Genomic DNA, 20,566 nt, shown 5'->3' with positions numbered 1-20,566 from the left:
GGCGCGGTGATCGGCTGATCGGTCGCGCGGGATCATCGTAGGCCCCGGCCCGCGCCCGCTTTGCCTGCCCTTAGCATGGCGGGACAGCCAGCAGAGGGGTTCGACCATGTCCGACGAGGCGCCGCAGTCCACGCCACAGGAACATCAGCCTGCCGGCGACGGGGCCACGTCACCCCGGGTGTCGCTGGACAAGCCGACGGGGGAGCAGGCCGCGCAGCGAGCACCGTGGTCGGCCCCGGGGCAGGACACCGGCCCCGCTCCGGTCCAGGACGCGATACCGGCGTCCCATCAGGACTCCGGTGCGCCGGGCGACTCCGTCCACCATCAGCAGACGGTCACCTCGCTGCCCGCGGCGCCGGACGGGTCCGGCGCCGCCACGCCGCCGGCCTCCTGGGCTCCGCCGGCACCCGCGGCGCCGAACCCGTTCGCGCCCCCGGCGGCCCCGCCTCCCGCCAACCCGTACGCCCCGCCGGCGACCGCCGCGCACCCGTACGCCCCGCCGGTGCCGCCCGCCCCGGCAGGCCCGTATGCCTCGCAGGCCGCACCGCAGGCGGGCCCGGAACCCGTACCCCCGCCGCCCATCGCACCCGACGGTCCCGCCCAGGTGCCGTACGGCTATCCGGGCCCGCCCTCGGCCTACGGCTACCCGGGGCAGCCGCAGCCGCCGACGCCGTACCCCGGGCCCTACCCGGCCGCGCAGGGCTACGGCTGGCCCGGCATGCAGCCGATGCCGAGCAACGGGATGGGTACGACCTCGCTGGTGCTGGGCATCGTCTCGGCGGTCTGCTTCCTGCTGTGGCCGATCGCGCTGGTACTCGGCATCCTGGCGGTGATCTTCGGGGCGCTGGGCCGTGGCAAGGCCAAGCGGGGCGAGGCCACCAACCCCGGCGTGGCCCTGGCCGGCCTCATCTGCGGAGGGGCGGGGATCGTCCTGGTGCTGGTCTTCTTCGCCTTGCTCATCGCGGTGACCAACTGAAGCGTCGGAGGGCACACCGGGACCGAGGGGCGTGGGGCCGTGCCGGGACGCGACTCGGCCGCCTGGGCGCGGCCCGCCGGAGGCGCACCGGGGTCGGCGCCGGTTCCGCACTCCCCGGGCGCTGACCCCCTGCGCTACGCCCCCGCGCCCGCCAGCCTCTCCCGCGCCTCCATCAGGGCGAACCCCAGGAGGTTCGTCCCCTTCCACCGCTGCGGATCCGACGCCGCCTCGTCGTCCGCCGCGAGCCCGATGCCCCATATACGGTCCACCGGGCTCGCCTCCACCAGCACGCGGTCACCCGTGCCCAGCAGAAAACCGCGCAGATCGTCGTCGGCCGCGAACTTGTGCACGCTGCCCTCGACCACGATCCGGAAGCGCTCCCGGCCCCATGTCGCCTCGTCGAAGCCGCGGACCAGCCGTCCCGCCTTCTTCGCCTCGGCGGGATGAGCCGCGGCCAGGACCCGGCGCTCCGCCTCGGTGTCCCCGAACAGCCGGGCCTTGCCCGCCATCATCCAGTGCTCGGCCGTCGCGTACTCCACCCCGTCCACCACGAACGGTGACGGCCACCACTGGCTCAGACAGCCCGCGCCGACACTGCCGTCCGGTCTCGGCCGGTGCCCCCAGAAGTGGAGGTACTTGATCCGGCTGCCCGCCCGGACCTCTCTGATCAGGGCTTCCACCCCGTCGATCTTGCCCATGCACGCGAGTCTGGCACGCACCACTGACACTCCGTCCGCCCTTTTCCGCCCCAACTCGACACCTGGTCGACAGATTCCGTCGCGTAACCAAAAGGCAACAACGGAATCACTTGTTGGAGTCCTATTGCTCTGTCAGGATCGGCACTCAAATCGAGCTGGAGCTACGCCACCCACCCCCCGGGACGGGGCGAACGGCGGAGGAGAGCGACATGCACAACCCGGGCACCGCCACCCCGGAACGATTCCCCGCAGAGGAACGATTCGCCGACGGCGCGCAGTTCATCGCGGGCCGGCTGACGAAGGGCACCTCGGGCCGTAACCACGCCGTGGTCGACCCCGCCACCGGCCAGGAGGTGTACACCTACGAGCTGGCCGGCACCGACGACGTCGACGCGGCCGTCGCCGCAGCTCGCGAGGCCTTCCCGGCCTGGGCCTCGGCCACCCCGGGCGAGCGCTCGGACGCCCTGCACCGGTTCGCCGCGGTGCTCGCCGACCGCGCGGAGGACTTCGCCCGCGCGGAGTCGCTGCAGTGCGGCAAGCCGCTGAAGCTCTCCCGCGGGTTCGACGTGCCGGGGACCATCGACAACACCGCGTTCTTCGCGGGCGCCGCCCGGCACCTGCAGGGGCAGTCCGCCGGTGAGTACTCCGGAGACCACACGTCGTACATCCGGCGCGAGCCGATCGGTGTCGTCGGGTCGATCGCGCCCTGGAACTACCCCCTCCAGATGGCCGCCTGGAAGATCCTCCCGGCGATCGCCGCCGGCAACACCATCGTGCTGAAGCCGGCCGAGCTGACCCCTCTCACCTCGCTGCTCTTCGCCCAGGCGGCCACGGACGCCGGCCTCCCCGACGGTGTGATCAACGTCGTCACCGGGACCGGGAGGGAGGCGGGGGAGCACCTCGTCGGCCACCCGGATGTCGCCATGACCTCCTTCACCGGCTCCACCGCCGTCGGCAAGCGCGTCGCCGAGGTCGCCACCGCCACCGTCAAGCGGCTGCACCTGGAACTGGGCGGCAAGGCGCCCTTCGTGGTCTTCGACGACGCCGATCTGGAGGCCGCCGTCCACGGGGCCGTCGCCGGCGCCCTGATCAACACCGGCCAGGACTGCACGGCCGCCACGCGCGCGTACGTGCAGCGATCGCTGTACGAGGCGTTCGTCGAGCGGACCGCCGCCCTGATGGAGACCGTGCGGCTCGGGGACCCCTTCGCTCCCGGTACCGACCTCGGGCCGCTCATCTCGCACGTCCAGCGGGACCGGGTCGCGGGGTTCGTGGACCGTGCGCGCGCCTACGCACGCGTGGTGACCGGCGGCGAGGCCCCGTTGGGCGACCTGGAGAAGGGCGCCTACTACCGGCCGACCCTGGTCGCCGACGCGGCCCAGGACAGCGAGATCGTCCAGTCCGAGATCTTCGGCCCGGTCCTGGTCGTCCTGCCCTTCGACAGCGACGACGAGGGCATCCGGCTGGCCAACGACACCCCCTACGGCCTCGCCGCCTCCGCGTGGAGCGGCAACGTCTACCGCGCGAACCGCGCCACCCGCGAGATCAAGGCGGGCTGCGTGTGGATCAACGACCACATTCCGATCATCAGCGAGATGCCGCACGGCGGATACAAGGCGTCCGGCTTCGGCAAGGACATGTCGGCGTACTCCTTCGAGGAATACACGCAGGTCAAGCACGTCATGTTCGACAACACCGCGGTCGCCCGCAAGGACTGGCACCGCACGATCTTCGGGGACCGGTAGCAGCCGTTCGTCCGGCTGCCGCCCGGTGTGACGCTCCGGCCCTCGACCAGGCCGACCACCCAACCCTCCCGAAAGGGCACCACGCGCATGGAGCAGTACGAGCCCGACCGACTGACCCCGGTCGAAGTCGCCGCCATACGGCGCAGCCTCCGTAACGGCCGGACCGCAGTGGCCCGCCGGTCGCTGTTGCGCGCCTCCGCGGGCGGCGCGCTCACGGTCGGCGCACTCGGGGCGCTGAGCGCCTGCGGTATCCCGGCGGCATCCAAGACCCAGGGTGGCGTGTCCGCCGACGACCACTCGGCCAAGGAGAAGGTCGTCAACTTCTCCAACTGGCCCGAGTACATCGACGTGGACGACAAGACCAAGCGCCACCCCACGCTCGACGCGTTCGCCCGGAGGACCAGCATCCAGGTCAAGTACACCGAGGACATCAACGACAACGACGAGTTCTTCGGCAAGATCCAGCCGGAGCTCGCCGCCGGCCACGACACCGGGCGCGACCTGGTCGTACTCACCGACTGGCTGGCCGCCCGCATGATCCGCCTCGGCTACGTCCAGAAACTGGACCCGGCCAACCTGCCGCACGCCTTCGCCAACCTCTCGGACCAGTTCCGCGCGCCCGACTGGGACCCGGGCCGGGCGTACTCGTACCCGTGGCAGGGCATCTCGACCGTCATCGCCTACAACAAGAAGGCGCTCGACGGCATCGAGGTGAAGTCGATCTCCGACCTGCTCGACAACCCCAAGCTCAAGGGCCGCGTCGGCTTCCTGACCGAGATGCGCGACAGCATCGGCATGACCATGCTCGACATGGGCAAGGACCCGGCGAAGTTCACCGACGACGACTTCGACGCGGTGATCGCCCGCCTCCAGAAGGCCGTCGACAAGGGCCAGATCCGCCGCTTCACCGGCAACGACTACACCTCGGACCTCAGCAAGGGCGACTTCGCCGCGTGCGTGGCATGGGGCGGCGACATCGTCCAGCTCCAGGCGGACAACCCGGACGTCGGCTATGTCATCCCCGACAGCGGCTACATGACGTCGACCGACAACATGCTGATCCCCAACAAGGCGCGTCACAAGACCAACGCCGAGCGGCTCATCGACTACTTCTACGAGCCCCAGCCGGCCGCCGAGCTCGCCGCGTACGTGAACTACGTGAGCCCGGTCGCGGGAGTGCAGCCCTACCTTGCGAAGATCGACAAATCGGCGGCGAGCAACCCGCTGATCCTTCCCGACAAGGCCATGCAGGCGAAGTCCCATGCCTTCCGCGCGCTGACGCAGAAGGAAGAGACGGCCTACCAGCAGAAGTTCTCGAAGCTCACAGGGGCGTGACGACGACGATGACGACACCAGACAACAGCGGCGACGTCCGCCTCTCCGGTATCAGCAAGACCTACGACAACGGCTTCACCGCCGTACAGCCGCTCGAACTGACCGTGCCGCAGGGCTCCTTCTTCGCCCTGCTCGGCGCCTCCGGCTGCGGCAAGACCACCACCCTGCGCATGATCGCCGGTCTGGAGGAACCCTCCTCCGGCACCGTGCGCCTCGGCGACCAGGACGTCACCCACCTGCCGCCGTACAAGCGCCCGGTGAACACGGTCTTCCAGTCCTACGCCCTCTTCCCGCACCTGGACATCTTCGAGAACGTCGCCTTCGGTCTGCGCCGGCGCGGCATCAAGAGCGTGAAGAAGCAGGTCGAGGAGATGCTGGAGCTGGTCCAGCTCGGCGAGCAGGCGCGCAAGAAGCCGCACCAGCTCTCCGGTGGCCAACAGCAGCGCGTCGCCGTCGCCCGCGCCCTCATCAACCACCCGAAGGTGCTCCTCCTCGACGAGCCGCTCGGCGCCCTCGACCTGAAGCTGCGCCGCCAGATGCAGCTGGAGCTCAAGCGCATCCAGACCGAGGTCGGCATCACCTTCGTGCACGTCACGCACGACCAGGAGGAGGCCATGACCATGGCCGACACGGTCGCCGTGATGAACGCGGGCCGCGTCGAACAGCTCGGCTCGCCGACCGACCTCTACGAGAACCCGAACACCACCTTCGTCGCGAACTTCCTGGGCACCTCCAACCTCATCGAGGCCGAGGTCGACACCAAGAACGGCGACGACATCGTGCTCAAGGCGGCCGGCGGCAAGCTGGTGCTGCCCCAGGCGCGCTGTTCCGCCCCGACGACCGCAGGCGGCAAGGTGCTGGTCGGCATCCGCCCCGAGAAGATCTCGCTCACGCACGCCGACGACGCGAGCGGGATACCCGAGGGCCGCAACCGCCTCACCGGCAAGATCGCCGACGCGAGTTTCATCGGCGTCTCCACTCAGTACGTGATCGACAGCCCGGTCTGCGACGAACTCTCGGTCTACGTGCAGAACGTCGAGCGCGACGGCCGGCTCGTGCCCGGCGCCGACGTCGTCCTGCACTGGAGCCCGGCGCACACCTTCGGTCTCGACGCCGCCCAGGACATCGACGCGGGCACCGAGGAAGAGGCGGCCGCCTGATGACGACCCTCACCGAAGCCGAGGCGCCCCCGCCTCTCGCCCCCGCCGTCGAGGAGAAGAAGCCCCCGCGCAAACGCGGCCGGTTCACCCCGTACTGGCTGCTGCTGCCCGGCATCCTGTGGCTGATCGTCTTCTTCGCGCTGCCGATGATCTACCAGGCCTCCACCTCCGTGCAGCAGGGTTCCCTGGAGGAGGGCTACAAGGTCACCTGGCACTTCGCGACGTACTGGGACGCCCTGTCCGAGTACTGGCCGCAGTTCCTGCGCTCCGTCGCGTACGCCGCGGCCGCGACCGTGCTGTGCCTGCTGCTCGGCTATCCGCTGGCCTATCTGATCGCCTTCCGCGCGGGCCGCTGGCGGAACCTGATCATGGTCCTGGTGATCGCGCCGTTCTTCACCAGCTTCCTGATCCGCACCCTGGCCTGGAAGACGATCCTCGCCGACAACGGGCCCGTCGTGCACACGCTGAACTCGCTGCACGTCCTGGACCTCACCAACTGGCTCGGCTGGACGGCCGGCGACCGCGTCCTCGCCACCCCGCTCGCGGTGGTGTGCGGACTGACGTACAACTTCCTGCCCTTCATGATCCTGCCGCTGTACACCTCGCTGGAGCGGATCGACGGACGGCTGCACGAGGCGGCCGGCGACCTGTACGCCAAGCCCTGGACCACCTTCCGCAAGGTCACCTTCCCGCTGTCGATGCCGGGCGTGGTCTCCGGCACGCTGCTGACCTTCATTCCGGCGGCCGGCGACTACGTCAACGCCGAGCTCCTCGGCTCCACCGACACTCGCATGATCGGCAACGTCATCCAGACCCAGTTCCTGCGGATCCTGGACTACCCGACGGCCGCGGCCCTGTCGTTCATCCTCATGGCCGCCATCCTGGCCATGGTCACGATCTACATCCGCCGGTCCGGGACGGAGGACCTGGTCTAAATGCCCTTCGTCACCTGGCTCAAGCGCCATCTCGTCGTCATCGCGGGCATCCTGACGCTCGCCTACCTCCTGCTGCCCAACGTCATCGTGACGGCGTTCTCCTTCAACAAGCCGAAGGGACGCTTCAACTACGAGTGGCAGCAGTTCTCCCTGGACGCCTGGAAGCAGCCGTGCGGCGTCGCCGACATGTGCGGCTCGCTCTCCATCAGCCTCCAGATCGCGGTCTGGGCGACGATCGGCGCCACGATCCTCGGCACGATGATCGCCTTCGCGCTGGTCCGGTACCGCTTCCGCGCCCGCGGCGCCGTCAACTCGCTGATCTTCCTGCCGATGGCGATGCCCGAGGTCGTCATGGCCGCCTCGCTGCTCACCCTGTTCCTCAACATGGGCGCGCAGCTCGGCTTCATGACGATCCTCATCGCCCACATCATGTTCTGCCTCAGTTTCGTCGTCACCGCCGTCAAGGCGCGCGTGATGTCGATGGACCCGCGCCTGGAGGAGGCCGCCCGGGACCTGTACGCCGGCCCCGTGCAGACCTTCGTGCGGGTCACCCTGCCCATCGCGGCACCCGGAATCGCCGCGGGCGCGCTGCTGTCCTTCGCGCTCTCCTTCGACGATTTCATCATCACCAACTTCAACGCCGGATCGACCGTCACCTTCCCGATGTTCGTGTGGGGTTCGGCGCAGCGCGGCACACCCGTCCAGATCAATGTGATCGGTACGGCCATGTTCCTCGTCGCCGTCCTCATCACGCTGTTCTCGATGCTCGTCAGCAATCGCCGTAACAAGCAAAAGGCGTAAGCCGTCACAAGGCGCCGCCTTTTCAGGAAAGTCCTCTGTAGGGAGTTGAAATCATGGCCCCAAGCGCCATGAGTCGTGGCAAAGACAACTGGATCGTCTCTCTCTCCGAAGCCCAGCCGGTCCCGTACTGGCTGGAAGACCCCGGCAAGCCGGCCGCCGAGCCCGCCCTCACCGGCACCGACACCTGCGACCTGCTGGTCGTCGGCGGCGGCTACAGCGGGCTGTGGACCGCGCTGGGCGCGAAGGAGCGCGACCCGCGGCGCGACGTGGTCCTGCTGGAAGGCCGCGAGGTGGGCTGGGCCGCCTCCGGCCGCAACGGCGGCTTCTGCGCCGCCTCCCTCACCCACGGCCTGCCCAACGGCCTCACCCGCTGGCCCGACGAGATCGGCAAGCTGGAGGAGCTGGGGCGGCGCAACCTCGACGAGATCGAGGCCGCGATCGTCCGGCACGGCATCGACTGCGACTTCGAGCGCACCGGTGAGATCGACGTCGCCACCGAGACCTACCAGGCCTGGGAACTGCGCGACTGGCACCGGGAGCTGGAGGAGAAGGGGCTCGCGGACGGCATCGAGTTCCTCGACGCCGACGCCGTGCGCGAGCAGGTGAACTCGCCCACCTTCGAGGCCGGCCTGTGGGACCGCACGGGCGTCGCCATGCTGCACCCCGCGAAGCTGGCCTGGGGCCTGAAGAAGGCCTGCCTGAAGCTCGGCGTGCGGATCTACGAGCACACGCCCGCGCTGACCCTGAAGCCGTACGGCGCCGGCATGGCCGTACGCACGCCGTACGGCGCGGTCCGCGCCCGCCGGGTCGCTCTCGGCACGAACATCTTCCCGAACCTGCTGCGCCGCGTGCGCTCCTACACCGTGCCGGTCTACGACTACGCGCTGATGACCGAGCCGCTGTCCGCCGGCCAGCTGGAGTCGATCGGCTGGAAGAACAGACAGGGGCTCGGCGACTCGGCCAACCAGTTCCACTACTTCCGCCTCTCGGCCGACAACCGGATCCTGTGGGGCGGGTACGACGCGGTCCACCACTACGGCGGCCGGGTGCGCGCGGAGTACGACGACCGGCCGGAGACGTACGCCAAGCTCGCGGGCCACTTCTTCACCTGCTTCCCGCAGTTGGAGGGCGTCCGCTTCACGCACGCCTGGGGCGGGGCCATCGACACCTGCTCCCGCTTCTCGGCGTTCTTCGGCACGGCCCACGGGGGCCGGGTGGCGTACGCGGCGGGCTACACCGGTCTGGGCGTCGGCGCCACCCGCTTCGGCGCGGACGTGATGCTCGACCTGCTGGACGGGGAGCGCACCGAGCGGACGGAGCTGGAGATGGTCCGCAAGAAGCCGCTGCCGTTCCCGCCCGAGCCGTTCGCCTGGACCGGGATCGCCCTCACCAAGTGGTCCCTGGCCCGCGCGGACGCGCACGGCGGCCGCCGCAATCTGTGGCTGCGGACGATGGACCGGCTGGGGCTGGGCTTCGACAGCTGAGTGACAGCCGGGCGAGGCCGAGGGACTTTCCCCCGGCCTTGCCGATGATGGCGCTGACATGTGATCCAGGTCACGAAGATTGGGGCGCGGAACCCGCGTAATGCCCGCGGAGGGCCTCCCTCTCTCCTCCCGGCACGACCGTGCGGAACGGTCGGGCGAGAGAAGAGGGAGGCCTTCTGATGACTGGGGCGAAGACGGCCGTCGAGTGGCTGGCATCCGTCGCACCGGACCCCGAGGCCTGCCGCTGGGAATGGGAGCGCAACCCCCTCGGGGTCGCGCTGCTGCCCGCCGGCAGGGCCTGGGACCTACTGATCCTGCCGGGCGACCTCGGCTCTCCGACCCTGGACGTGCTCACCCGGGTGCTCGACCGGCCCGGCCCGGTCCTCGCCGACTTCGGCGACGGCAGGGTCGGGTTCTTCGTGCCGCCGGGCACCGCCGCCCGCTGGGTCGGCACCGGAATCCGTACCGCGGGGCCCGGCACCTGGATCGTCGTGCCGTACCCGGGTCGGGCCGCCCAGGGTGTGCGCTGGCTGGTGCCGCCCGACGGCTCGGGCACGCTGACCGACCCCGCGCTGCTGGAACTGGCGATGCACGAGGCGGCGGCGCGGCTGGCCAGGGGGGGGTGGGGACGGTCGGTCGGGACGGTGAGCCCCTGATGCCTTGACAGGAGGATTGGTCTGGACCAAGTTGAGTGCGCTCCATCCTCCAACTCCCCCGACACCGGAGGCCCTTGTGGAACGCGCCCCACGCGCCGCTCGCGCACGACGTCCCAGATCCGTCCTCGCCCTGCTCACGGCCGCCCTGCTGGCCGTGCCCGGCGTCACCGCACTCTCGTCGGTCGCCCGCGCGGCCGACGCGGACATCGCCACCAACGGCGGCTTCGAGTCCGGCCTCACCGGTTGGAGCTGTACGGCGGGCAGCGGTGCGACGGTCAACTCGCCCGTGCACAGCGGCGGTTCGGCGCTGCAGGCGACCCCGGCCGGCAGTGACGACGCACAGTGCGCGCAGACGGTGACGGTCCAGCCCAACGCGCAGTACACGCTGTCCGGTTACGTCCGTGGCGCGTACGTCTACCTCGGCGCGAACGGCACCGGCACCACCGACGTCTCCACCTGGACCCAGTCCGCCCCCGACTGGCAGAAGCTGACCACCACCTTCACCACCGGCGCCGCCACCACGAAGGTGACCATCTACACGCACGGCTGGTACGGCACCGGTGCGTACTACGCCGACGACATCTCCCTCGTCGGCCCCGGCGGCAGCGGCACCACACAGCCGCCGGCCGCGCCCACCGGCCTGAAGACCACCGCCGTCACCTCGTCCTCCGTGGCCCTGTCCTGGTCGGCGGTCACCGGAGCCACGGGTTACTCGGTCTACCGGGACGGGGCCAGGGTCCAGACGGTGAGCGGCACCACGGCCACCGTCACCGGGCTGTCGGCCTCGACGGCGTACAGCTTCCAGGTCACCGCGAGCAACGACGCCGGCGAGTCCGCCAAGTCCGCGGGGGTGACGGCGACGACCAGCGCGGGCACCGGCACCGGCGGCGGCTCCACCGACCTGCCCGCCCACGCGCTCGTCGGCTATCTGCACGCCGGCTTCGCCAACGGCTCCGGCTACACCCGGCTCGCCGACGTACCCGACAGCTGGGACGTCATCGACCTGGCCTTCGGCGAGCCCACCTCGCCCACCTCGGGGGACATCCGCTTCAACCGCTGCCCGGTCACCGAGTGCCCGAACGTGGAGAGCGACGCCGACTTCAAGGCCGCGATCAAGGCCAAGCAGGCGGCCGGCAAGAAGGTGCTGATCTCGATCGGCGGCCAGAACGGCCAGGTCCAGCTGACCACCACCGCGGCCCGCGACGCCTTCGTCTCCTCCGTCTCGAACATCATCGACACATGGGGCCTCGACGGCCTGGACATCGACTTCGAGGGCCACTCGCTGTCCCTCGACACCAACGACACGGACTTCAAGAACCCCACCACGCCGGTGATCGTGAACCTCATCTCGGCACTGAAGACCCTCAAGGCCAGGTACGGCTCCACGTTCGTGCTGACGATGGCGCCCGAGACCTTCTTCGTGCAGAACGGCTACCAGTACTACGGCACCGGCAAGTGGGGCGGCCAGGACCCGCGCTGCGGGGCGTACCTCCCCGTCATCTACGCCCTGCGCGACGACCTCACCCTGCTGCACGTCCAGGACTACAACTCCGGGCCGATCATGGGCCTGGACAACCAGTACCACTCCATGGGCGGTGCCGACTTCCACATCGCCATGACCGACATGCTGCTCACCGGCTTCCCGGTGGCGGGCGACCCGAACAACGTCTTCCCACCGCTGCGCCCCGACCAGGTCGCGATCGGCATGCCGGCCTCGACCAACGCGGGAAACGGCTACGTACCGCCGTCCGAGGTCACGAAGACCCTGGACTGCCTGACGAAGAAGACGAACTGCGGCTCGTACGCGACCCACGGGACCTGGCCGTCTCTGCGGGGCCTGATGACGTGGTCGGTGAACTGGGACCGCTACTCGAACTGGGAGTTCCAGCACACCTTCGACGCGTACTTCGGCTGACGCCCGGCACCAGGGACAGGGCGGTCAGCAGTACGGTGCACAGGCACCAGCTGGCCACCACGTCCAGCGGCCAGTGCCAGCCGTGCCGGACCAGGCCGTACGACACGCCGAGCACCAGGGCCGCGCAGGCGCCGACCAGGCCCCGGCGGGCGGCCGCGGAGCGCAGCCAGGGGAGCAGGAGCAGGGTCGCGGAGCCGTAGGCGACGGCCGCCGTGGCCGTGTGCCCGGAGGGGAAGTAGCCGACGGCCGGGGGTACCACGGGGGTCCCCGGCCGTGCGGTCCAGTCCTTGAGGGGTACGACGATCGCCGGCACCAGCGCCATCACGACCGCCGCGGCGGTGGGCGGCAGCCACCACAGGTCCGTACCGGTGGCACGCCCCCGCCACAGGGCGTAGATCACCGCCGCGACGAGCACCGGCACGGCGACCTGGACGTTGCCGAGGTCGGAGAGGAGCTCGGAGAACCGGTCCGGATGGACGAGGGCCCGGCTGAGGCGGGCGTCCAGGCGCAGCAGCGGGCCGTGGGCCACGACCTGCCAGGTGATCAGGGCGAAGAGGACGGCCGGGATGCCAAGGAGCGGGGCGCGGCGGGCTGCGGTCGACACGGTGCCCAGCTTCGCAGATTCTTCCGTCCGTGCGAGGAAGGAGGTCGGCCGCCCCGGAACAGGGGGGGTGGTTCCGAGGCGGCCGTCCGGATCGGAACGTCGCGCGCCCCGGGGGGTTTGGGGCGGCGACCGTCCGATCGGTGAGGAGATCCCGGAGCCGTCAGGCGCCGGTTGTGTGCGCGAGGGCACGACCAGGTCGAAGCTGGGGAGGCCTCGGCCTGAGATCGCCCACAGTCCCCTGTGGGCGGGGTGTATCTCTCATCTGGGTAGAACCTACGGCAGGTCGAGGCGCTTGGGCAGACGGAATCGCGTCCCGCCATCCACCTCGCACACGTTCTTCACACGGCCTGCCGCAGGGCACCGTCAGAGGTGCGGAGTACTCGCTCAGATGCGCGAGAAGGCCTGCTCGATGATGTCGAGACCCTCGTTGAGGAGGTCCTCGCCGATCACCAGCGGGGGCAGGAAGCGCAGCACGTTGCCGTACGTGCCACAGGTCAGGACCAGCAGGCCCTCGGCGTGGCAGGCCTTGGCGAGCGCGGCGGTGGCCTCGGGGTTCGGCTCCTTGGTGGTCCGGTCCTTGACCAGCTCGATGGCGATCATCGCGCCACGCCCACGGACGTCACCGATGACGTCGAACTTCTCGGCCATGGCGGTGAGGCGACCCTTCATGATCTCCTCGATGCGCTTGGCCTTGCCGTTGAGGTCGAGCTCCTTCATGGTCTCGATGGCCCCGAGGGCACCCGCACAGGCGACGGGGTTACCGCCGTACGTGCCGCCCAGCCCTCCGGCGTGCGCGGCGTCCATGATCTCGGCGCGCCCGGTGACGGCGGCCAGCGGCAGACCGCCGGCGATGCCCTTGGCGGTGGTGATGAGGTCCGGGACGATCCCCTCGTCCTCACAGGCGAACCACTGCCCGGTCCGGCAGAAGCCCGACTGGATCTCGTCGGCGACGAAGACGATGCCGTTGTCGGCGGCGAACTGGCGGATCGCCGGCAGGAAGCCCTTCGCGGGCTCGATGAAGCCGCCCTCACCCAGCACCGGCTCGATGATGATCGCGGCCACGTTGTCCGGGCCGACCTGCTTGGTGATCTGGTCGATGGCCTGGGCGGCGGCCTCGGGACCGGCGTTCTCCGGACCGGTCGGCCAGCGGTACGCGTAGGCGACCGGCACGCGGTACACCTCGGGCGCGAACGGCCCGAACCCGTGCTTGTACGGCATGTTCTTCGCCGTCAGCGCCATGGTCAGGTTGGTCCGCCCGTGGTATCCGTGATCAAAGACGACCACGGCCTGCCGCTTGGTGTACGCGCGAGCGATCTTGACGGCGTTCTCGACGGCCTCGGCGCCGGAGTTGAACAGCGCGGACTTCTTGGCGTGGTCCCCGGGGGTCAGCTCGGCCAAGGCCTCCGCGACCTCCACGTACCCCTCGTACGGGGTGACCATGAAACAGGTGTGGGTGAAGTCGGCGAGCTGGGCGGAGGCCCGTCGTACGACGGCCTCGGCGGAGGCGCCGACGCTGGTCACGGCGATGCCGGACCCGAAGTCGATGAGCCGGTTGCCGTCGACGTCCTCGATGATCCCGCCACCCGCGCGCGCGGTGAAGACCGGCAGCACGGAGCCCACGCCCTGGGCGACCGCGGCGGTACGGCGGGCCTGCAGCTCCTGCGACTTCGGGCCGGGGATGGCGGTGACGACGCGGCGCTCCTGCGGAAGTGCGGTCATGGGGGCTCCTGATGATCTTGCGTACCGGGCGGTCCATGTGGCGTCCCGGACGATTCCGGGCGGTGCGTTTTCGGCCGCATACCTATCTTTCTTCGCAGGCTAGGGCCGGGGGCGGGGGGTGGGCATGCTCCATGTGGGCGTCTTGTGGGGAGGCGGTTGTCCGTAGTGGACATAGAAGAGTCGGGAGGGGAGCGCGGCGGCGTGCTCGTATCTCGCCGCGCGCCCTGCCGCGCAATCGCTGAAGTCCCTTTGAAAGGGCATTAGATTGGCTCGCTGATGGAGGACGCTGGGGCTGGTCAGGGAGCAGGGGCGATGGACAGCGACGGGACGCAGGACGCGCGGGGCACGCACGCACACCCCGTGCCCCGGCCGGCGGAGCCGACAGACGTGCCCGCAGCACCACGATACGGGCCCGCGGCCCCGTACAACGGTGCGGTGACACCGTACGACGCCCCCACCGTGCCGCCACGGCCGACGCGGGCGCCGGAGGTGCCGCCGCAGGCCGCACAACCCGGGCATGCCCCCGACCCGCCGCATCCCCGCTCAGCCGTCGCCGACTGGCTCGACCAGCCGCGCCCGGCGGTCGGCCCCGGTATCTGGCGGTACGGCTACCACCCGCCCAGGGCGGCACGCCAGGGACAGCGGCTGGCCCCCGTCACGATCGTCGGCTTCGCCGTCCCCCTCGTGGCGGGACTGCTTCTGTGGTCGCTGTGGCGGCACGGCAGCCTCCCCTACCAATGGACGGTCCTCAAGCTGCTCACCCCCGACGCATGGTGGTGGCCCGGCACCACCTCGCCGAAGGGCTACCAGGGTGCCGAGGCCATGACGGTCGCCAACGGCGTGTTCTTCGCGATCCTCGTCTACGTCATGGCACGTCTCGGCAGCTGGTCCGACATCATCCGGCACGTAGTCACCCGTCGTGACCAACCGGTTCGCGCCCTCATCGCCGCACTCGGCGCGCTGATCGCGCTGGCCTTCGTCTTTCCGAGCGCGTTCGGCCTGGGCTGGGACGCGCTGCCCGTTCAGGATCCGCTGTTCTCCCTCATCGTTCTGATCACCGGCGACTACGGCGTCTTCGCATCGGAGGCGCTCACGGACGGGTTGTACGCGCTCATCACCCTGCTGGTGCTGTGGCCGTTCGCCCGGATCGGCGGCTGGTGGCCCCTCGCGAGGGAAGCACTCGCCGCGCGGGCCCGGACGGGGACGGCCGAGGCCGTGCAGCCAGCCATCGACCGGCGGCCGTCGCAGTGGCCCGAACTGCGCGAGGCCGGCCAGCATCAGGCCGCTGACGAGCTCACTGCCGAGGTGCACGCCGGCCGGATGAACGACGTTGACTGCGCCAGGGTCGGCCACATGTGGACCGTGGCACGTGCCCGGGCCCGGCTGTCCTCCTTCACCGACACGGTGCTGCGCGAGGGCGGAGCCGCCTGGACCCACCCCTCGGGCGACCGCGACCTGCCAGGCCGGACTGCACGGCACGACCTGCTCGCCGGGCAGGTGCGCATCGGGCGGTGGGTGGCAGGGGACCGTACGCCGCTCGCCTACGGCGGCGCGGGGACGGCGCTCGCACCGGACGCCCTCGGCACCTCGCTGCTGGCCGTGGGGCCCGCGGGTTCAGGCAAGACACGCCACCTGATCCAGCCCGTCGTCGAGTCGCTGGGTCTACAGGCACTCGCCGGGCGGTGTGCTGTCGTCGCCGTGTGCGCGGTCGGCACCCCGCTCGGCCCCGACTCGGCCTACGACGTCGTCGTACGCCTGGGCGACCCGGCGTCCGTGCACGACCTGGACCCCTACGCGGACTCCGACGATCCCGACGAGGCAGCCGCCCTCCTGGCGGAGGGGCTGGCAGGCGACCTGGACACGGTGAGCGGTCAGCGGTCGGTCACCGCGCTCGCCCAGCTCCTCGGCCCTCACCGGGCGGCGTACGGACGTTTTCCGACCCTTCCGGAGCTGCGGGAACTCCTGGTGGGCGACTCCGCGGCCGTGGCCGCGCTGCGCGGTGCGCTCACAGGGGACGAGCACGCGGTCATGCGCCGAGAACTCGACGCGCGTGCCCGGCAGTCGGGCACCGCCGGGGATCCGGGGCCGGTCCTGGCCGACCGGCTCGCCGTGCTGGACCGGCCGGTGTTCGCCGAGTTCTTCGGCGGAGAAGGTGGCAGCGCTCGGCCGTTCTCCCTGCGCGCCGTGGCCCACCATCCGTTGCGCGTCCGCATCGACCTGCCCGACCGTGGGCACGAAGAGGCGTCCCGGATCATCACCCGGCTGCTGCTCGCCCAGTTCGGTGCCGTGGCGTCGGCAGGCGAACGAACCCACTTCGCCTGTCTCGTCCTCGACGACGCCACCGGTGCGGTGACGGCCGAGTCCGTCCGGCGCATTCAGCGGCTGCGCTCCCGCAACGCCGGCGTGGTGCTCGCCCTGCGCACCGTGGCCGACGTGCCCGAGGCACTGCACGGGCCGCTGTACGCGGCCGTCGGCTGCCACATGGCGTTCTCCGGGGTGACCACATGGGACGGAGGCAGGTTCGCGGAGGCCTGGGGAACCCAGTGGGTGGAGACCCGGGACGTGGCCCAGCACACCGTATTCGCCGACCAGCCGATGACGCGTGCCATCCATGCCCTGCGCAAGCTGGTGACAGGCAAGGCGGTGACGACGGAGGCCGTCACCGTTCGCCAGGTCGAGCGGGAGCGGTGGTCGGCCTCTGAGTTGGCTCATGGGGTGCCGGCGGGGCATGCCGTGTTGTCGTTGACGAGTGTGCGGGGGGAGCACGCGCCGCCGCTGCTGGTGGATTTGAGCGGGTGAGGAGGCGGCGCGGGATCGTACGGTGAGGCAGAATTCGTGTAGGTCGTTCATACGCTTCGGCCAAAAGATCACCCTGATCGCCTCAGCTCCCTCACCGTGAAGGCCTCATGCCCCCGACCCTCGCCTCGCTCGTCCACCACTCCGCGCTCAAACTGACCGTGCGCGCGGGCGAGGACCGCCTCGACGTGCCCGTCCGCTGGGCCCACGTCAGCGAGCTGGCCGACCCCGTGCCGTACATGGAGGGCGGCGAGCTGCTGCTGATCACCGCGCTCAAGCTGGACGCGGAGGATCCCGAGGCCATGCGGCGGTATGTGAAGCGGCTGGTCGGGGCGGGCGTGGTCGGGCTCGGCTTCGCCGTGGGGGTCAACTACGAGGAGATCCCCGCGGCCCTCGTAGACGCCGCGCGGGAGGAGGGGCTTCCGCTGCTCGAAGTGCCCCGCCGCACCCCCTTCCTCGCCATCAGCAAGGCCGTGTCCGCCGCCATCGCCGCCGATCAGTACCGTGCCGTCACCGCCGGGTTCGCCGCGCAGCGTGAGCTGACCAAGCAGGCGCTGAACGCCGGGCCCGAAGGGCTCCTCGGCGCGCTCGCCGGGCAGGTCGACGGGTGGGCCGCGTTGTACGACGCCTCCGGCGCCGTCGTCGCCGCCGCGCCCGAGTGGGCCGGCCGGCGCGCCGCCCGGCTGACCGCCGAGGTCGAGCGGCTGCGGGAGCGGCCCGCCCCCGCCTCCTCCGTCGTCGGCGGACCCGAGCACGAGGACCGGGTCGAGCTGCACTCCCTGGGCACCGGGCGGCGGCCGCGCGCCGCGCTCGCCGTCGGTACGGCCGCGGCCCTCGGCACCGCCGAGCGGTACGCCGTGCACTCCGCCATCGCCCTGCTCACCCTCACCACCGAACGCTCCCGTTCCCTGCACGCGGCCGAACTGCGCGTCGGCGCGGCGGTCCTGCGCATGCTGCTCGCCGGTGAGCCCGACCATGCCCGGGCCGTCGCCGGGGACCTGTACGGCGGGCTGCTCGACGCGCCGTTCCGGATGATCGTCGCCGAGTCCGTGTCCGGCTCCGCCGCACGGGCGCACGCCGATGCCCACGGCCAGGTACGGGCACCGGGTGCCGGTACCGCCGCGCGCCCCGCCGACGTCGCCGGCGATCCCCTGGGCGGGCTGGCCGAGAGCGTGGAGGCCGCGGCCGCCCGCTCCGGGGAGGCCGTGCTGGTCGTGCCCGAGGGGGAGCGGCTGGTCGTGCTCGCCGCCGACGGGGGTGCGGCGGTGGCCGCGTGTACGCGGTACGCGACGGCGCTGGAGGCGGCGCGGGCGGTGCCCGAGCAGGCGGGCGGTGACGAGGACGAACTGGTCGTCGGACTGTCCGCGCCGGCCGGGCCGATCGCCGCGGCGGCGGCCTACAAGCAGGCCGAGCAGGCGCTGTCGGTGGCCCGGCGGCGGGGGCGGGTGCTGGTGGAGCACGAGCAGCTGGCGGCGGGGTCCGTGCTGCCGTTGCTGGCCGACGACGCGGTGAAGGCGTTCGCCGACGGGTTGCTGCGGGCGTTGCACGAGCACGACGCGACGGGGCGCGGGGATCTGGTCGCCTCGCTGCGGGCGTGGCTGTCGCGGCACGGGCAGTGGGACGCGGCCGCGGCGGACCTGGGGGTGCACCGGCACACGCTGCGGTACCGGATGCGCAGGGTCGAGGAGATCCTCGGCCGTTCCCTGGACGACCCCGACGTGCGGATGGAGCTGTGGCTCGCCCTGAAGGCCACGTCGCCGGAGTGACCGCCCGCCGGGCCGGTCGAGGGGGCGCGGCCCCCGGAACCGGGCTCGCTCCGGCTCCACGTCCTCGAGCTCCCCTTCGGCCCGGACCGGGCCGGCCTTCTCGCCTCGGCTTCCGCATGATCGCCTTCGGGGCCGACCGCGGCCGCAACCGTCGGCTGTCCGCCGCCCCCCGCCTCGCCGGTGACGACAGCCGTCACCAGCGCCCCCACCCGAGGTGACCGAGGAACGCGGCCCAGGAGCCGGCGACCGCACGCGCCCCGGCCCACCGCGCCATTCCGGCGCACCCCCCACCCCGACTACTACGACTCGGACAAACGACCGCCGGCCGCCCCCGCCCTACCGTGGTGCACGAAAGCCAAGCACACCCCCAACGCGGAAGGGCCGGGACTCGCACATGACTTCCACCCACGCCTTCTGGCTCGCCGGCCGCCAGGTCACCGGCGAGGACACCTTCGACGTCACCTCCCCGTGGGACGGCCGGCTCGTCGGCAAGGTCAGCGTGCCGACCGACGCCCAGGTCGAGGAGGCCGTGGCCGCCGCGTACGCCGTGCGGGACGAGTTCGCCGCCACCCCGGCGCACGTGCGCGCCGCCGCCCTCGACCACGTCAGCAAGCGCCTGGTCGAGCGCACCGAGGAGATCGCCCAGCTGATCTCCGCCGAGAACGGCAAGCCGATCAAGTGGGCCCGGGGCGAGGTCGGCCGCGCCGTCTCCGTGTTCCGGTTCGCCGCCGAGGAGGCCCGCCGGTTCAACGGCGGCGAGGCCCAGCGGCTCGACACCGACGCCGGTGGCCAGGGCCGTCTGGCGCTCACCCGCCGCTTCCCGAAGGGCGTCGTGCTCGGCATCGCGCCGTTCAACTTCCCGCTGAACCTCTGCGCCCACAAGGTCGCCCCGGCGATCGCCGCCGGTGCGCCCATCATCCTCAAGCCGGCCCCGGCCACCCCGCTCTCCGGCCTGATCATCGGTGACCTGCTCGCCGAGACCGACCTGCCGGCCGGGTCGTGGAGCATCCTCCCGGTCCCGAACGACAAGATGCCCGCCCTGGTGCAGGACGAGCGCCTGCCGGTCATCTCCTTCACCGGTTCCGAGAAGGTCGGCTACGCGATCATGGACTCGGTGCCCCGCAAGCACTGCACGCTGGAGCTGGGCGGCAACGGAGCCGCGGTCGTCCTCGGCGACTACGCCTCCGACGCCGACCTGGACTGGGCCGCGACCCGCATCGCGACCTTCTCCAACTACCAGGGTGGCCAGTCCTGCATCTCCGTGCAGCGCGTGATCGCCGACGCGTCGGTGTACGAGCGCCTGCTGCCGCGCGTCGTCGCCGCCGTCGAGGCCCAGGTCACCGGTGACCCGTCCGACGCCAAGACGGACGTCGGCCCGCTGGTCAGCGAGGACGCCGCCAAGCGCGTGGAGTCCTGGGTGAAGGAGGCGGTCGAGGCCGGCGCCACGCTGCTCACCGGCGGCGACCGCGACGGCGCCTCCTACGCGCCGACGGTCCTCACCGATGTACCGGCGGATGTGACCCTCTCCTGCGAGGAGGTCTTCGGGCCCGTCCTCACGGTGCAGAAGGTGGACGGCGAGGCCGAGGCCTTCGCCGCCGTGAACGACTCCAAGTACGGTCTCCAGGCGGGCGTGTTCACCCACGACCTGCAGGTCGCCTTCCGCGCCCACCGTGCCCTCGAGGTCGGTGGCGTGGTGATCGGCGACGTCCCGTCCTACCGCGCCGACCAGATGCCGTACGGCGGCGCCAAGCAGTCCGGTGTGGGCCGCGAAGGCGTGCGGTTCGCGATGGAGGACTACACCTACGAGCGCGTGCTGGTTCTCACCGGTCTCGCGCTCTGACCTGCCACGGACAGGTCGGAAACAGAACGGCCGCAGCCCACTGTGCGGGGGCTGCGGCCGTTCCCGTTCCCGTTCGCGCGGACCGAGGGATAACCCTCTGTACGTTCCCCGTTTTCTGTTCCCCGGTAAAGGATTC

The 20,566-nt window shown here is 71.2% G+C and carries 14 protein-coding genes and 1 pseudogene; 12 read left to right on the top strand and 3 right to left on the bottom strand.

The window, feature by feature from the left end; all coding sequences use genetic code 11:
- Nucleotides 1–106 precede the first annotated feature (106 nt).
- On the top strand, nucleotides 107–976 hold the full coding sequence (locus AB0L59_RS16845) for a DUF4190 domain-containing protein (protein ID WP_365583770.1): 870 nt from the start codon (nucleotides 107–109) through the stop codon (nucleotides 974–976).
- Nucleotides 977–1,110: 134 nt separating this feature from the next.
- Here AB0L59_RS16845 and AB0L59_RS16840 read toward each other — a convergent pair whose 3' ends face one another.
- Nucleotides 1,111–1,674, bottom strand: coding sequence for an NADAR family protein (locus AB0L59_RS16840; protein ID WP_365583767.1), 564 nt, complete (start codon nucleotides 1,672–1,674; stop codon nucleotides 1,111–1,113).
- A gap of 209 nt (nucleotides 1,675–1,883) precedes the next feature.
- Here AB0L59_RS16840 and AB0L59_RS16835 point away from each other — a divergent pair, with 209 nt between their 5' ends.
- From AB0L59_RS16835 to AB0L59_RS16800, 8 genes are all read left to right on the top strand, one after another.
- Nucleotides 1,884–3,419 carry a gamma-aminobutyraldehyde dehydrogenase gene (locus tag AB0L59_RS16835; RefSeq protein WP_365583766.1) on the top strand — a complete coding sequence of 512 codons (1,536 nt, stop codon included), beginning with the start codon at nucleotides 1,884–1,886 and terminating at the stop codon, nucleotides 3,417–3,419.
- 87 nt (nucleotides 3,420–3,506) lie between these two features.
- Nucleotides 3,507–4,754 carry a spermidine/putrescine ABC transporter substrate-binding protein gene (locus AB0L59_RS16830; RefSeq protein WP_365583763.1) on the top strand — a complete coding sequence of 416 codons (1,248 nt, stop codon included), beginning with the start codon at nucleotides 3,507–3,509 and terminating at the stop codon, nucleotides 4,752–4,754.
- A gap of 8 nt (nucleotides 4,755–4,762) precedes the next feature.
- Entirely contained in the window at nucleotides 4,763–5,914 is a 1,152-nt protein-coding gene (locus AB0L59_RS16825) for an ABC transporter ATP-binding protein (protein WP_365583760.1), read from the top strand.
- Nucleotides 5,914–6,849: an ABC transporter permease gene (locus AB0L59_RS16820; protein ID WP_365583757.1), complete on the top strand. Its 936-nt coding sequence runs from the start codon at nucleotides 5,914–5,916 to the stop codon at nucleotides 6,847–6,849. Before AB0L59_RS16825 ends, AB0L59_RS16820 begins: the two co-directional genes overlap by 1 nt.
- Complete coding sequence (locus tag AB0L59_RS16815) at nucleotides 6,850–7,650, top strand: ABC transporter permease (protein WP_365583754.1); 801 nt, start codon at nucleotides 6,850–6,852, stop codon at nucleotides 7,648–7,650.
- Nucleotides 7,651–7,703: 53 nt separating this feature from the next.
- Entirely contained in the window at nucleotides 7,704–9,134 is a 1,431-nt protein-coding gene (locus AB0L59_RS16810) for an FAD-dependent oxidoreductase (protein WP_365583751.1), read from the top strand.
- Between the two features lie 179 nt (nucleotides 9,135–9,313).
- Complete coding sequence (locus AB0L59_RS16805; RefSeq protein WP_365583748.1) at nucleotides 9,314–9,790, top strand: hypothetical protein; 477 nt, start codon at nucleotides 9,314–9,316, stop codon at nucleotides 9,788–9,790.
- A 76-nt stretch (nucleotides 9,791–9,866) separates the two neighbouring features.
- Nucleotides 9,867–11,705, top strand: a complete 1,839-nt coding sequence (locus tag AB0L59_RS16800; RefSeq protein WP_365583745.1) for a glycoside hydrolase family 18 protein — start codon at nucleotides 9,867–9,869, stop codon at nucleotides 11,703–11,705.
- 70 nt (nucleotides 11,706–11,775) lie between these two features.
- Here AB0L59_RS16800 and AB0L59_RS16795 read toward each other — a convergent pair.
- Together AB0L59_RS16795 and gabT are read right to left on the bottom strand one after the other, a co-directional pair.
- Nucleotides 11,776–12,027, bottom strand: a pseudogene (locus AB0L59_RS16795) (hypothetical protein); the annotation flags it as partial.
- Nucleotides 12,028–12,693: 666 nt separating this feature from the next.
- The gene (gene gabT, locus AB0L59_RS16790; protein ID WP_365583744.1) at nucleotides 12,694–14,028 is read right to left on the bottom strand and encodes a 4-aminobutyrate--2-oxoglutarate transaminase; all 1,335 of its coding nucleotides are present in this window, start codon (nucleotides 14,026–14,028) and stop codon (nucleotides 12,694–12,696) included.
- 312 nt (nucleotides 14,029–14,340) lie between these two features.
- Between gabT and AB0L59_RS16785 the strand changes: the two genes are divergently transcribed.
- The 3 genes from AB0L59_RS16785 to AB0L59_RS16775 all read left to right on the top strand — a co-directional run bounded on the left by AB0L59_RS16785 (nucleotide 14,341) and on the right by AB0L59_RS16775 (nucleotide 20,430).
- Nucleotides 14,341–16,827: an ATP/GTP-binding protein gene (locus AB0L59_RS16785; RefSeq protein ID WP_365583742.1), complete on the top strand. Its 2,487-nt coding sequence runs from the start codon at nucleotides 14,341–14,343 to the stop codon at nucleotides 16,825–16,827.
- 107 nt (nucleotides 16,828–16,934) lie between these two features.
- Nucleotides 16,935–18,590 (top strand): PucR family transcriptional regulator, encoded by a 1,656-nt coding sequence (locus tag AB0L59_RS16780; RefSeq protein WP_365583739.1) that lies wholly within the window; start codon nucleotides 16,935–16,937, stop codon nucleotides 18,588–18,590.
- A 394-nt stretch (nucleotides 18,591–18,984) separates the two neighbouring features.
- Entirely contained in the window at nucleotides 18,985–20,430 is a 1,446-nt protein-coding gene (locus tag AB0L59_RS16775) for an aldehyde dehydrogenase family protein (RefSeq protein ID WP_365583736.1), read from the top strand.
- The last annotated feature ends 136 nt before the right edge of the window (nucleotides 20,431–20,566 follow it).

It is taken from the genome of Streptomyces sp. NPDC052109, assembly GCF_040680195.1.
GTDB lineage: Bacteria > Actinomycetota > Actinomycetes > Streptomycetales > Streptomycetaceae > Streptomyces.
This window is presented reverse-complemented; position numbering and strand designations above follow the sequence as displayed.